This window comes from Streptomyces sp. LUP47B (assembly GCF_001746295.1).
Lineage (GTDB): Bacteria > Actinomycetota > Actinomycetes > Streptomycetales > Streptomycetaceae > Streptomyces.
This window is the reverse complement of sequence record NZ_MJAH01000005.1, coordinates 429078-443150: the sequence shown is the minus strand read 5'-3', so window position 1 is coordinate 443150 and position 14073 is coordinate 429078. Positions and strand designations below refer to the sequence as shown.

Annotated in this window: 10 protein-coding genes; all 10 read left to right on the top strand. The window is 71.3% G+C overall.

The features are described 5' to 3' along the window. Position 1: 1 nt before the first annotated feature. The 10 genes from asnB to BFN33_RS18055 all read left to right on the top strand — a co-directional run bounded on the left by asnB (position 2) and on the right by BFN33_RS18055 (position 14073). On the top strand, positions 2-1930 hold the full coding sequence (gene asnB, locus BFN33_RS18100; protein WP_069761092.1) for an asparagine synthase (glutamine-hydrolyzing): 1929 nt from the start codon (positions 2-4) through the stop codon (positions 1928-1930). A gap of 25 nt (positions 1931-1955) precedes the next feature. Continuing rightward, positions 1956-4127 carry a bi-domain-containing oxidoreductase gene (locus BFN33_RS18095; RefSeq protein ID WP_069761091.1) on the top strand — a complete coding sequence of 724 codons (2172 nt, stop codon included), beginning with the start codon at positions 1956-1958 and terminating at the stop codon, positions 4125-4127. Beyond that, positions 4124-6097: an alginate lyase family protein gene (locus tag BFN33_RS18090; protein WP_069761090.1), complete on the top strand. Its 1974-nt coding sequence runs from the start codon at positions 4124-4126 to the stop codon at positions 6095-6097. Before BFN33_RS18095 ends, BFN33_RS18090 begins: the two co-directional genes overlap by 4 nt. A gap of 203 nt (positions 6098-6300) precedes the next feature. Further along, complete coding sequence (locus BFN33_RS18085) at positions 6301-7830, top strand: right-handed parallel beta-helix repeat-containing protein (RefSeq protein WP_256122789.1); 1530 nt, start codon at positions 6301-6303, stop codon at positions 7828-7830. Between the two features lies 1 nt (position 7831). After that, on the top strand, positions 7832-9136 hold the full coding sequence (locus tag BFN33_RS18080) for a hypothetical protein (protein WP_069761089.1): 1305 nt from the start codon (positions 7832-7834) through the stop codon (positions 9134-9136). A 2-nt stretch (positions 9137-9138) separates the two neighbouring features. Continuing rightward, positions 9139-10362, top strand: a complete 1224-nt coding sequence (locus BFN33_RS18075; protein ID WP_069761088.1) for a glycosyltransferase — start codon at positions 9139-9141, stop codon at positions 10360-10362. Continuing rightward, complete coding sequence (locus BFN33_RS18070; protein WP_069761087.1) at positions 10359-11609, top strand: class I SAM-dependent methyltransferase; 1251 nt, start codon at positions 10359-10361, stop codon at positions 11607-11609. Before BFN33_RS18075 ends, BFN33_RS18070 begins: the two co-directional genes overlap by 4 nt. After that, positions 11606-12400: a sugar phosphate nucleotidyltransferase gene (locus BFN33_RS18065; RefSeq protein ID WP_069761086.1), complete on the top strand. Its 795-nt coding sequence runs from the start codon at positions 11606-11608 to the stop codon at positions 12398-12400. Before BFN33_RS18070 ends, BFN33_RS18065 begins: the two co-directional genes overlap by 4 nt. Then, on the top strand, positions 12397-13044 hold the full coding sequence (locus BFN33_RS18060) for a PIG-L deacetylase family protein (protein ID WP_069761085.1): 648 nt from the start codon (positions 12397-12399) through the stop codon (positions 13042-13044). Before BFN33_RS18065 ends, BFN33_RS18060 begins: the two co-directional genes overlap by 4 nt. A gap of 3 nt (positions 13045-13047) precedes the next feature. Beyond that, the gene (locus tag BFN33_RS18055; protein WP_069761084.1) at positions 13048-14073 is read left to right on the top strand and encodes an NAD(P)-dependent oxidoreductase; all 1026 of its coding nucleotides are present in this window, start codon (positions 13048-13050) and stop codon (positions 14071-14073) included.

The following is a 14073-nucleotide window of genomic DNA, read 5'->3' as shown; positions in this document are numbered from 1 at the left end:
CATGTGTGGCATCGCAGGTACTTACCGATGGCCGGACGGCAAGGCCGTGACCGACCGGCTCACCGACACCCTCGCCCACCGCGGTCCGGACGGGGCCGGCCGGTACGGCCACCCCGCCGGTGACGGCGAAGTCCAGCTCGGGCACCGCCGGCTGGCCATCATCGACCTGTCCGAGACCGGCGCCCAGCCGATGGTCTCGGACGGCCTCGCCCTGACGTACAACGGCGAGCTGTACAACGCGCCCGAACTGCGTGCCGAGCTGGTGGCCGCCGGGGTGCGCTTCCGCGGTACCTCCGACACCGAGGTGCTTCTCGAGGCCTGGCGGCGTTGGGGCACGGACTGCCTGCCCCGGCTGCGCGGCATGTTCGCGTTCGGGATCTTCGACGAGCGCACCGGTGAACTGGTGCTCGCCCGCGACCAGCTCGGCATCAAGCCGCTGTTCCTGCTCCGGCGCGGCGGGGGCCTGGTGTTCGCCTCCGAACTCAAGGCGCTCGCCGCCGCGACCGGCGGGACGCTGGAGGTGGACCACGCGGCGCTGGTGGCCTCGCTGCTGTACTACTGGGTGCCGGACTCACGGTGCGCGTACCGCGAAGCGGAGAAACTGCCGCCGGGGAGCTGGCTCAGGTGCCGCCCCGACGGCCGGGTGGAGCGCGGCCGGTACTGGAACCTGAAGGACGTCGCCGCCGAGGGCCAGGAGCGGGCCCGGGCCGGCGACCAGCCGGACATCGCCGCCATCGTCGAGGAGTCGACCCGGCGCCACCTGCTCTCCGACGTACCCGTGGCGACCTTCCTCTCCGGCGGCCTCGACTCCAGCTACCTGACCGCGCTGGCGGCCCGCGACCATCCCGGGATATCCGCCTACACGATCGGGTTCCGCGCCGAGGACGCCAAATTCGAGGCGATGCCGGACGACCTGCGCTACGCCCGGCAGGTCGCCGAGCAGTTCGGCGTCGACCTGCACGAGATCGAGATCGCCCCGGACGTGCTCGACCTGCTGCCGAAGATGACGCAGCACCTGGACGAGCCGATCGGCGACCCCGCCGCCATCAACACGTTCCTGATCTGCTCGGCCGCCCGGGAGGCCGGGGTCAAGGTGATGCTCTCGGGGATGGGCGCCGACGAGCTCTTCGCCGGGTATCGCAAGCACCTGGCCAACCTGCTCGCGCTGCGCTACCAGCGCGTGCCCCGGCCCCTGCGCCGCGGGGTGTCCGCGGCCGTGGGCCGGCTGCCGGTCGCCACGAGCCGCCGGGGGCTGCGCTCGGTGCGCTTCGCGAAGCGGTTCCTGTCCTTCGCCGATCTGCCGGAGGAGACCGCGTTCCGGCGCAGCTACACCATGTACGACCGGAACGAGCTGCTCGCCCTGGTCGATCCGGACCTGGCCGACACGGTCGACGACGTGCTGACCGAACACGCGGACGTCTACCAGGACAACGACCTCGACGACTTCGTCAACCGCATGTGCCTGGGCGATGCCCGGATGTTCCTGCCGGGCCTGAACCTCGCGTACACGGACCGGTCCAGCATGGCCGCCTCGACCGAGGTGCGGGTGCCGTACGTGGACGTCGAGGTGGTCAAGGCGGCGTTCGCCGTGCCCGGTGATCGCAAGATCGTCGGACGGCAGGGAAAGGCCGTACTCAAGGAGGCGGCCACCTCGATCCTGCCCCGGGAGATCGTGTACCGGCCCAAGGGTCTGTTCAGCGCCCCGCTGCGGGCCTGGATGAGCCGCGATCTGGCACCGCTGGTGCGCGAGGTGGTGAACGACGGAGTGCTCGTCAACTCCGGGATCCTGCGCCGCGACGCGCTGGCGCGGATGGTCGCCGAGGACGCCGCGGGACAGCAGGACTTCTCCAAGCATCTGTGGCATGTGCTGACGCTCGAGTACTGGTATCGCGACGCGACCTCCGGCTCCGGCCGGAGCCAAGCCGCCTGACGACGTGGAAACAAGAGGAGCTCGGGTGAAGCAGGTTGTTCAGAACTACAAGAGCGGCGAGCTGGCGGTGCTCGACGTGCCGGTGCCGGGGTGCAAGCCGGGCGGTGTGCTGGTCCGCAGCGCCTACTCGCTGATCTCGACCGGGACCGAGCTCATGAAGGTGTCCGAGGCCGGCATGTCGATGCTGGGCAAGGCCCGCTCCCGGCCGGACCAGGTGGCCAAGGTCATGCAGAGCGTGGCCACCAACGGGGTGCCCGCCACGTACCGCAAGGTGATGGGCAAGCTGGACTCCTACACGCCGCTGGGCTACTCGCTGTGCGGGGTGGTCGAGCAGGTCGGCGCCGGTGTCGACGACGTGAAGGTCGGCGACCTCGTGGCCTGCGCCGGCAACGAGCACGCGCTGCACGCCGAGCTGAACTGGGTGCCGAAGAACCTCTACGCCCCGGTGCCGGACGGCCTCTCGCCGCGGCATGCCGCCTTCGGCACCGTCGGGTCGATCGCGATGCAGGGCGTCCGTCAGGGCGAACCGCAGCTCGGCGAGGTGGCGCTGGTCATCGGCCTCGGGCTGATCGGGCAGCTCGTGGTGCAGCTCCTGACCGCCTCGGGAGTCCGCGTCGTCGGGGTCGACCCCGACCCGGCGCGCTGCGAACTGGCCGAGCGCCTGGGCGCCGCGGCCTGCGGCGATCCCGAGTCCGCGGCCGTGGAGGCCGCCGTCGCCGAGCTCACCGACGGTCACGGCGTGGACCAGGTGTACCTGGCCGCCGGCGGTGGCAGCAACCAGCCCGTCGAGCTGGCCGCCCAACTCTGCCGGGACCGCGGCCGGGTCGTCGACATCGGCAAGTGCCGCCTGGACCTGCCGTGGAACGCGTACTACGAGAAGGAGCTCGACGTCCGGTTCTCCCGCAGCTACGGCCCCGGGCGCTACGACCCGGCGTACGAACTGGAGGGCCGGGACTACCCGATCGGCTACGTGCGCTGGACCGAGCGCCGCAATCTGGCCTGCTTCCTCGACCTCGCCGCCCGCGGCAAGGTCGACGTGGAGCCCCTGATCTCCCACGTCGCCGACTTCGACGACGCCGTCGAGACCTACCAGAGCCTGAAGAACGGCGACCTGAAGGCCATCACCGCGCTGTTCCGATACCCCGAACAAGAGGTGGAAGCGGAATCTCCGGCGGTGGCCGTGCCCACGGTGAACGTGAAGCCGAGTCCGGCCCGGTCCGCCAAGACGCCGGTGCGCCTCGCGTTCGTCGGCGCGGGGAACTACGCCACGTCGATGCTGCTGCCGCACCTGACACAGCGCGAGGGCGTCGAGTTGTCGACCGTCGTCACCACGACCGCACTGTCCGCGGCCAACGCGCAGCGGAAGTTCGGCTTCGCCGAGGCGACCACCGATCTCGACGCCGTGCTCGGCGACAAGTCCATCGACGCTGTGTTCGTGGTCACCCGGCACAGCTCGCACGCCGACCTGACCCGGAAGGCGCTCCTCGCCGGCAAGACGGTGTTCGTGGAGAAGCCCCTGGCGCTCACCGAGGACGAGCTGGCCGGTGTGCTCGCGGCGGTGGAGGAGTCCGGCAACGACCGGCTGCAGGTGGGCTTCAACCGCCGGTTCGCGCCGCTGCTGCAGGAGGCCAGGCAGCGGTTCGGCGCCCGGACCGGTCCGGCGAGCCTGCGCTACCTGGTCAACGCGGGCACCCTGACGCACGGCAGCTGGTACCTCCAACAGGGCACGGAGGGCTCGCGGTTCGCCGGCGAGGGCGGACACTTCATCGACACGGCGAGCTGGCTGCTCGATGCCGATCCGATCTCGGTGTACGCGGTCGCCCCGGCCGGCAACGAGGACCTGCAGATCGTCCTGCGCTACCCGGACGGGTCCACCGCCGCCATCAGCTACGTCACCACCGGCGCGCCCGGCTTCCCCAAGGAGACGCTGGACCTGGTCGCCGACGGCAAGGTGCTGCGGCTCGACGACTTCGTCCGTGCCTCGGTCTACGGCCGCAAGCGCTGGGTGAGTTCACGGCTGCCCAAGGCCCGGGACAAGGGCCAGAACGCCGAGCTGGCCGCGTTCATCAAGGCCGTGCGGACCGGCGGCCCGATGCCGGTGCCGCTGGAGTCGCTGGTCGCCACCACGGCGGCCACCCTCGCCGTGCAGGCCGGCCTGGCGGGCGGCGCGCCGGTGACGCTGGCGGGGGCGCGATGACTGTGAGTTCGGGGAGTGCGGGCTGGTACCTGCGGCGGCTGTCCCGGATGGGACCGCGGGAGGTCGGCGGCCGGGTGGGCGACACGGTGCGCAGGCGGCGGTGGCGCTCGGCGCCGCCGAACTGCCCCGACATGCCCGGCGCCCGGTTCACCGCGGTACTGCCCGCGGGGACGATCGCCGCGATACCTCCGGACGCCGCGAAGCGCCTCGTCGCCGAGGCGGACCGGCTGATGGACGGGCACGCCGAGTTTTTCGGAGTGGTCCGCGACGACCTGACCGACCCGGACTGGTGGCGCGACCCGAAGACCGGTCGCCGGGCTCCGGCGGGCTACGCCTTCGACGTGCCGTACCGGAACGAGGACGCGGTCGGGGACATCAAGCAGATCTGGGAGCCGTCCCGGCACCAGTACCTCACCGTGCTCGCCGCCGCCTACGCGGTCACCGGGGACGAGCGGTACGCCGAGCGGGTGGCCGCGCATCTGCGGTCGTGGTGGGAGACCAACCCACCGCTGCGCGGCGTGCACTGGATCAGCGGTATCGAGCTGGGGATCCGGCTGCTGTCCTGGGTGTGGATCCGCCGGCTGCTCGACGGCTGGTCCGGTGCGGCCGGTCTGTTCGAGGGCAACCCGGTGGCCCTGAACCAGATCTGGCACCATCAGCGCTGGCTGGCGGCCTTTCCCAGCCGGGGGTCTTCGGCGAACAACCACGTCATCGCCGAGGCCGCCGGGCAGTTCGCGGCGGCCTGCGCGTTCGACTGGTTCCCCTCGTCGGAGCGTTGGCGGGCCGGCGCGCTGCGGTCGCTGGAGCGGCATCTGCGCGGCAACACCTACCTCTCCGGCCTCAACCGCGAGCTGGCGACCGAATACCACGGGCTCGTGCTGGAGCTCGGCCTGGCCGCGGTGGCCGAGGCGGACGCCGCGCGCGTGCCGATCCCCCCGACCGTCCGGCTCGTACTCCTGCGGATGACCGACGCGCTCGCGGCCGTCGTGGACAACCGGCTGCGGCCGCCGCGCCAGGGAGACGCGGACGACGGACACGGTCTGATCGTCGACGGCGCGGGTACCGACCGCTGGGCCTCGCTGCTGGCCACCGGGGACGCCGTGTTCGGCCGGCTCGCCTGGTGGCCGACGGTGACCGGCACCGATGTGCGCACCCCGCTGCTGGCCGCGCTGATCAAGCCCGGCGGACCGGCGGTGGCCCGCCCTGAGGGCCGCCCGGCCCACTTCGCCGACGCCGGCATGACCATCCTGCGCGGCCCGGAGGAGATCTGGTGCCGCTGCGACGGCGGGCCGCACGGCTTCCTGTCCATCGCCGCGCACGCCCACGCGGACGCGCTGTCCGTGGAGGTCCGGCACGACGGCGTCGACGTGCTCGCCGACCCGGGGACGTTCTGCTACCACGGGCAGCCCGAGTGGCGGCAGTACTTCCGCTCGACCCTCGGCCACAACACCCTGCAGCTGGACGGCGGTGACCAGTCCGTCTCCGGCGGCCCGTTCCTGTGGACCCGGCATGCCGAGAGCCGCGTCCTGGTCAGCGACACGTCAGGCACCTCCGACGGGGGAACCGCCCGCTGGTGTGCCGAACACGACGGTTACCAGGGCAACGTGCACCGCCGCACGGTGGAACTGAGCGCTGAGCGCCAGGAGTTGCGGGTGGTCGACGAGGTGCGCGGCCCGCGCCGGGACGTACGCCTCGCGTTCCACCTCGGTCCGGCGATCGCCGCGGACCTGGTGGGGAACAGGGCGGTGCTCACCTGGATCGTGGACGGCGAAGGACGCTCCGCGGTGCTCGACCTGCCCGGGCAGCTGTCCTGGCGGGCCCACCGCGGCGAGACCGACCCGCCCCTCGGCTGGTACTCCGCCGGATTCGGGCGCAAGGAACCCTCGACGACGCTCGTCGGCACCGGTGTCACCGACGGCACGGGGGGCTTCACCACCGTGCTCGGGTTCCGCGGCTTGGGGGTGTCGTGAAAGTCCTGCGCCATGCCCGCGGTGTCCGGTGCCTGCCCTCGGCGTTCCGGACGAAGGCCCTCGACGGCGGCCCCTCGCTTCGAGTGAAGCCGAGAGTGGGGGAGACGCTGCTCGGGTCTCTGACCGGTGTGGCGAGGGTGCGTGCCGGGCGCCGTGGGCGCTGTACGGGACTTTCACAGCAGGGGCGCGGGGGGAGGATCACGGTGCGGCACTGGGCGTGGGCCGTGGCACCGCTGACGCTGGCCCTGCTGGCGACCGGCTGTGACAGCACCTCAGGCGCCTCGGGCGCCCGGGGCTCGGAGCCGACCGTCACGCCGTCCACGTCCGGCGTCCGAGCCGTGGCCCGGGTGTGCGCCGACCCCGCGGCCGGGCCGGCGACGGCTCCGGCGGGCGCCGTGACGGTCGACCCCGCGGTGATCGGTGACCTGGCGGCGAAGACCAGGAGCAACCCCCCGCACACCACGTTCTGGCTTCGACCGGGCAGACACAGGCTCGACCCGGACCGCTACGCCCAGGTCTTCCCCAAGGAGGGGGATCGCTACCTCGGTGCGCCCGGTGCGGTGCTCGACGGCCGGAAGAAGAACCAGTACGCGTTCAGCGGCACCGCCCGCGACGTCACCATCAGCTACCTGACCGTGGAGCGTTTCGTGGCACCGCCGGACGAGGGCGTGGTGAACCACGACTCGGCCGACGGGTGGGTGATCGAGCACGCGACCATCCGGGACAACTCCGGCGCCGGACTGATGGCGGGCGCCCGCCAGCAGGTCCGCGCCAACTGCCTGCGTGACAACGGCCAGTACGGCATGAACGCGTACAAGGCCACAGGCCGTATCACCGGTCTGGTGGTCGAGGACAACGAGATCGTGGGCAACAACACCGGCGACTGGGAGCGGCGGCGCAAGGGCTGCGGCTGCACCGGAGGCATCAAGTTCTGGGCCGTCGACGGCGCCGACGTGCGCGGCAACTGGGTGCACGACAACCGCGGCACCGGGTTGTGGGCGGACACCAACAACAACGACTTCCGCATCGAGAACAACGTGATCGAGGCCAACGACGGCGCCGCACTGATCTACGAGATCAGCTACAACGCGGTCATCCGGAACAACACGATCCGGCGGAACAACTGGGTCGAGGGCCGCGCTGCGGCCGAGAGCGGCGACAACTTCCCGTTCGCGACCGTCTACCTGTCCGAGTCCGGTGGTGAACCACGGATCAAGGCCCGCACGAACAAGATCGAGATCTATCGGAACCTGCTGGAGGATAACTGGTCGGGGATCACCCTGTGGGAGAACGCCGACCGGTTCTGCAACAGCCCTGCCAACACGTCGTCCGGTGACTGCACCCTGCTGGTGAAGAACACCCACCGCTGCGCGAAGGCGGCGATCGCCAAGCCACCGCTCTACGACGACTGCCGGTGGAAGACCCAGCGGGTGGACATCCACGACAACCGCTTCGTGCTGGACGAGTCCGTCGTCAAGTGCACGGAGATGTGCGACCGCATGGCGGTCCTCTCCAACTACGGCACCTATCCCGACTGGTCGCCGTACAAGGGCGAGAAGGTGGCCGAGGCGATCACCCAGAAGCAGCACAACCGCTGGCACCACAACGTCTACCTCGGACCGTGGAAGTTCGTCGCCCACGACCCGAGCCAGGTGCTCACCTTCCAGGAGTGGCGGGGCACGCCGTACCAGCAGGACGTGGGCAGCACCTTCCGCGTCCGGGCAGGTGGTTGAGATGGGCGAGGACCTGCGACGCGGCGCGCTGCCGGGCACAACGGACCCGGCGGGCACGCGGCCCGGCGCCGAACCGCGGCCGGCCGGCACACCGAAGATCGTCGGGACGGTCTGGGGGCTGCTGATCCTCAACACGCTCGGCTCCGCCGGGGCGAAGACGATCATCCCGCTGCCCCGTTCCCTCATCCAGATGGTCACCATGGGCGCACTGGTCGCCGCGTTCGCGCTGGCGCTCGCGGTCAATGCCCGGCTGCGGATCCGAGCCAGCGCCTACGTGCTACTGCTCACCCTCCTCCTGGTGGCGAGCGTGATCTCCAGCGCGCACCTGGAGTCCGGGTTCGGCGCACTGTTCCGCTGCTTCCGGCTGGCTCTGTTCGTCGGCACGCTGTGGCTGCTCAGCCGCTGGTGGGACGGCGGCCTGACGTTCGTCCGGCACCACATCCGGATGTACTTCGCGGTGCTCGGATCGGTGGCCGCCGGCCTGGCCGTCTCGCCGGGCGCGGCCTTGCCCGACATCTACGGCGGACGCCTCGTCGGCGCCTTGTGGCCGCTCACCCCGCCGCAGATCGGACAGTACGCCGCGGTGATCATCGGCCTCACCGTGCTGCTCCTGCTGGGCCGCCGGACCGACCGGGTGAGCGCGGCGGTCGTCATCGTGCCGTCGCTCGTCCTGCTCGCGTTGACCCATACCCGTACGGCCACGCTCGGCCTGCTCCTGGGGCTCGTGCTGGCGATCGGCTCGCTCATCCTGACCAGCGCCGCCGCCCGCCGGTTCTTCACCTGGGCGGTGCTGATCGCCACGGTGTCCGCGGTGGGGTTCGCCTCCGCGCTGCAGGCGTGGTTCCTGCGCGGGCAGAGCAAGGAGAACTTCTCCAGCCTCACCGGCCGGGCCAAGGTCTGGGACGCCCTGCTGGCCGCGCCCCGGTCGACCTCGGAGCAGTTGTTCGGCGTGGGCCTGGGCGACAAGTCGTTCGGTGGGCTGCCGATCGACAACAGCTGGCTGGCCGTCTACAACGAACAGGGCCTGATCGGTGTCAGTCTCGTCGCGGCGATCATCATCGTGCTGGGCGGCGTCGCGCTGCTGCGGCCACCGTCGCTGCAGCGGGCCTGCGCCATCTTCCTGATCAGCTACTGCGCGATCGCGTCGTACACCGAGGCCGGCCTCGGCGACGCGTCACCGTATCTGCTGCACCTGGCTCTGGCCGCCTCGCTCCTCGCGGCACCCGCCGAGCCCGCTCCGCTCTCGACGCCCGACGTCCCTCGACGACGCGTCCCGCGCTGGGCCCAGAGATCGGAGGCGATCTGAGCATGCACGTCCTCGTGGTGCACAACCGTTACGCCTCGGCGCAGCCGAGCGGAGAGAACAAGGTCGTCGACCAGGAGGTGGAGCTGCTGCGCGCGGCCGGCCACCGGGTCGAGGTGTTCGAGCGGCGCAGCGACGACATCGGCGACCGGTCCCTGCTCGGCAAGGTCGCGGTGCCGCTCCTCGTGCCGTGGAACCCGGGGGTCCGCAAGGAGCTCACCGCCAGGCTCCGCGCCGAGCGGCCGGACGTGGTCCACGTCCACAACGTCTTCCCGCTGCTGTCGCCCGCGGTGCTGGCCGCCTGCGCCGACGCCGGCGTGCCCGTGGTCGCCACGCTGCACAACTACACCCAGGTCTGCCCGCCCGGCACGCTGCAGCGGGACGGCCGGCCGTGCACCGAGTGCGTCGGCTCCACGCCGCTGCCCGCCGTCCGGCACGGCTGCTACCGCAACTCCCGCCTGGCGACCGTGCCGCTCGCGGTCAGCCTCTCGGTCAACCGGCGGCGATGGTGGTCCGGCGTGGAGCGGTTCTTCTGCATCTCCGCGGCGCAGCGCGACGTCCTGGTGCGGTCCGGCATGCCGGCCGAGAGGCTGGCGGTGAAGCACAACTTCGTGCCGGAGCCGGACATGTCCCGAGCGGGTGACGGCGAGCACGTGCTCTATCTCGGCCGGCTCGCCGAGGCCAAGGGCGTGCGGCTGCTCATGACCGCGTGGGACGAGATCGCGGCGGGCGGCGGGGTGGGCGTGCCGCTCGTGATCGCCGGTACGGGTCCGCTGGAGCGCGAGGTGACCGCCTGGGCGGCGGGCCGGGACGACGTGCGGTACGCCGGTCTGCTGGACACGGCGGAGTGCCGGAAGGCCATCGCGGGGTCGGTCGCCGTGGTGGCTCCCTCGACCTGGCTCGAGGCGTTCGGCCTGGTGGTCGTCGAGGCGATGGCGGCAGGGGTGCCGACCGTCGCCGCCGGTCACGGCGCGTTCGTCGAACTCGTCGAGGACGGCGTGACCGGACTGCTGCACCGGCCGGGCGAGGCAGCCTCGCTCGCGTCCCGCATACGCCGGATTGCGGCCGAGCCGGCCCGCAACCGGGAGATGGGCCAGGCGGCCCGACGTCGTTACGAGCAGGGCTTCAGCCCGGCCGTCGGCCTCGAGCGCCTGGTGGAGGGGTACCGCACCGCGATCGCGGGTCGGACGGAATCAATGGGGGACGAATCAATGGGGGGCCGTAAATGACACGATGCCGACTCTGCGGCTCGACGACGCTGGCGAGCGTCGTCGATCTGGGGGCGACCCCGCCGTGCGAGAGCTTTCTCGCCGCGGACGAACTGGACCTGCCGGAACCGGCGTACCCGCTGCACCTGCGGGTCTGCACGGACTGCTGGCTGGCGCAGATCCCGCCGCTGATCACACCGGAGGAGACGTTCAAGGAGTACGCGTACTTCTCCTCGTTCTCGACCTCCTGGGTGGAGCACGCGCGCACCTTCGTCGCCGATGCCGCACAGCGGGTGGGTCTCGGCCCGGACGCTTTCGTGGTCGAGGTCGCGAGCAACGACGGCTATCTGCTGAGGCACGTGGTGGACCAGGGGATCCGCTGCCTGGGCATCGAGCCGTCGGTGAACGTCGGCGCAGCGGCGCGGGACGCGGGTGTGCCCACGCTCACGGAGTTCCTGAGCCCGGACACCGGTGCGGCCGTCCGCGCGGAGCACGGCCCGGCGGACCTGGTCGTGGCCAACAACGTGTACGCGCACATCCCCGACGTGGTCGGCTTCACCCAGGGACTGCGCGCCCTGGTCGCCGACGACGGCTGGGTCTCCATCGAGGTACAGCACCTGCTGACCCTGATCGAGGAGAACCAGTACGACACGATCTACCACGAGCACTTCCAGTACTACACGGTCGCGTCCGCGATCCGAGCCCTCGCGAGCGGCGGACTCGCGCTCGTGGACGTGGAGTTGCTGCCCACCCACGGCGGCTCCATCCGGCTGTGGGCCCGGCCGGCCGAGGTGGCCGGTGAGCCGACCGAGCGGGTGGCCGACGTACTGGCCCGCGAGAAGGCCGCCGGGCTGCAGGAGCTGTCCGGCTACACCGAGTTCTCCGCCCGCGTGGCCAAGGTGCGCCGGGACCTCCTCAAGTTCCTCATCGAGGCGGCCGAGCGCGGCGAGACGGTCGTCGGCTACGGCGCCCCGGGCAAGGGGAACACCCTGCTCAACCACTGCGGCATCCGGCCCGACCTGCTCGCGTACACGGTCGACCGCAACCCCTACAAGCACGGCAGGTTCACCCCGGGCACCCGCATCCCGATCCTGCCGCCCGAGCAGATAGCCGCCGACAAACCGGACTACGTCCTCGTCCTCCCGTGGAACCTGCGGGCCGAGCTGGTCGAGCAGCTGTCCTTCGTGCACGACTGGGGCGGCCGGCTGGTCTTTCCCATCCCGGAACTGAGCATTGTCGACGTCGCCTTGAAAGAGGTCACAGCATGAAGGTCGTTCTGTTCTGCGGCGGTTACGGGATGCGGATGCGCAACGGAACCTCCGACGACGTGCCCAAGCCGATGGCGATGGTCGGCCCCAGACCGCTGATCTGGCACGTCATGCGCTACTACGCGCACTTCGGGCACACCGAGTTCATCCTGTGCCTCGGGTACGGGGCGGACCACATCAAGAAGTTCTTCCTCAACTACGAGGAGACCGCGTCCAACGACTTCGTGCTGCGCGGCGGGCGGACCGAGCTGCTGTCCACCGACATCTCGGACTGGACGATCACCTTCGTGCAGACCGGCATCGAGTCACCGATCGGCGAGCGGCTGCGCCGGGTGCGCCACCACCTGGACGGCGAGGAGATGTTCCTCGCCAACTACGCCGACGTGCTCACCGACGCCCCGCTGGACGAGATGATCGAGAAGTTCGCGCAGCGCGACGCCGGTGCGTCGATGATGGTCGTACCGCCCCAGTCCTCCTTCCACTGCGTGGAGTTGGGCGAGGACGGCCTGGTCGGCGGCATCACCGCGGTGAGTGAACTGCCGTTGTGGGAGAACGGCGGCTACTTCGTGCTCCGCCAGGAGGTCTTCGACCACATACCGGAGAACGGCGACCTGGTCGCCGACGGATGCGCCCAGCTCGCCAAGAGCGGGCGGCTGGTGGCGCACCAGCACCGCGGCTTCTGGAAGCCGACCGACACCGTGAAGGAGCGGGCCGCGCTCGACGAGGCCTACGCCCGGGGCGACCGGCCGTGGGCCGTGTGGGAGCGGGACGACGCCGGGGTCGGCGCGTGATCCGCCTCGGGGCCGGCCGCCTGGACCGGATCGTCGCGGTGGGCGCGCACTGCGACGACATCGCCATCGGCGCCGGCGGCACACTGCTGACGATGTGCCTCGCGCACCCCGGTACCCGCGTCGACGCGCTGGTGCTCACCGGCGGTGGCAGCGAGCGCGAGCAGGAGGAGCAGGCCGCGCTCGCCGCCTTCTGCCCGGGCGCCGACCTGCGGCTGACCGTGCACAAGCTGCCGGACGGCCGGCTGCCCGTGCACTGGGACGAGGCCAAGGCCGCCGTCGAGGAACTGCGCGCGCAGACCGACCCGGATCTGATCCTGGCCCCGCGTACCGATGACGCGCACCAGGACCACCGCGGCCTGGCGAAGCTCATTCCCACCGCATTCCGCGACCACTTGGTCCTCGGCTACGAGATCGTCAAGTGGGACGGCGACCTCGGCCGCCCGACGGCGTACCAGCCGCTGTCGCCGGAGATCGCCGAACAGAAGGTACGGCTGCTGCAGGAGCACTACCCCTCGCAGCGGCACCGGCCCTGGTACGACCGCGAGGCCTTCCTCGGCCTCGCACGGATTCGCGGCATCGAATGCCACGCCCGCTACGCCGAGGCGTTCGCCGCCGGCAAACTCACGCTCAACCTGGGGGACTGAACCTTGCGTGTACTACTGACCGGACACCAGGGATACCTGGGCACCGTCATGGCCCCTGTCCTCACCGCCGCCGGGCACGAGGTCGTCGGCCTCGACTCCGGCCTGTTCGCCGACTGCGTGCTGGGCGAGCAGCCCGCGGACCCGCCGGGGCCCCGGGTGGACCTCCGCGACGTCACAGCCGAACACGTGGCCGGGGTGGACGCCGTGATCCACCTGGCCGCGCTGTCCAACGACCCGCTGGGATCGCTGGCGCCGGACCTCACCTACGACATCAACCACCACGCGTCCGTCCGGCTGGCGCGGCTGGCCCGCGACGCCGGAGTGCGACGCTTCCTGTACGCGTCGACCTGCTCGGTCTACGGCGCCGCCGGCGGCGACGACCTGGTCGGCGAGGACGCCCCGTTGCGCCCGGTGACCCCGTACGCGGAGTCCAAGGTGCGGGTGGAGGACGACCTGCACGCACTGGCCGACGGCGACTTCACCCCGGTGTTCATGCGCAACGCCACCGCCTTCGGCTACTCGCCCCGGCTGCGCGCCGACATCGTGCTGAACAACCTGGTGGGCCACGCCCTCCTGTCCGGCGAGGTCCTGGTGCTCTCCGACGGCACCCCGTGGCGCCCGCTGGTGCACGCCGCCGACATCGCACGGGCCTTCACGGCCGCGCTGACCGCGCCGCGCGAAGCGGTGCACGACCGGGCGTTCAACATCGGCAGCGAGACCAACAACGTCACGGTCGCCGAGATCGCCGAGCAGGTCGCCGAGGCGGTGCCCGGCTCCAAGGTGCGGATCACCGGGGAGAACGGGGCCGACCCGCGCTCCTACCGGGTGGACTTCTCCCGGTTCCGCGCCGCCGTCCCCGGCTTCGACATCGAGTGGTCGGTCAAGCGCGGCGCACTCGAACTCGCCGACGCCTACCAGAAGTTCGGGCTGACCAAGGAGGACTTCGACCAGCGCTTCACCCGCCTCGCCGTGCTCCGCGCGGCCTCCGACGCCGGCACCGTCGACGACACCCTGCGGCGGCGCCCGTGA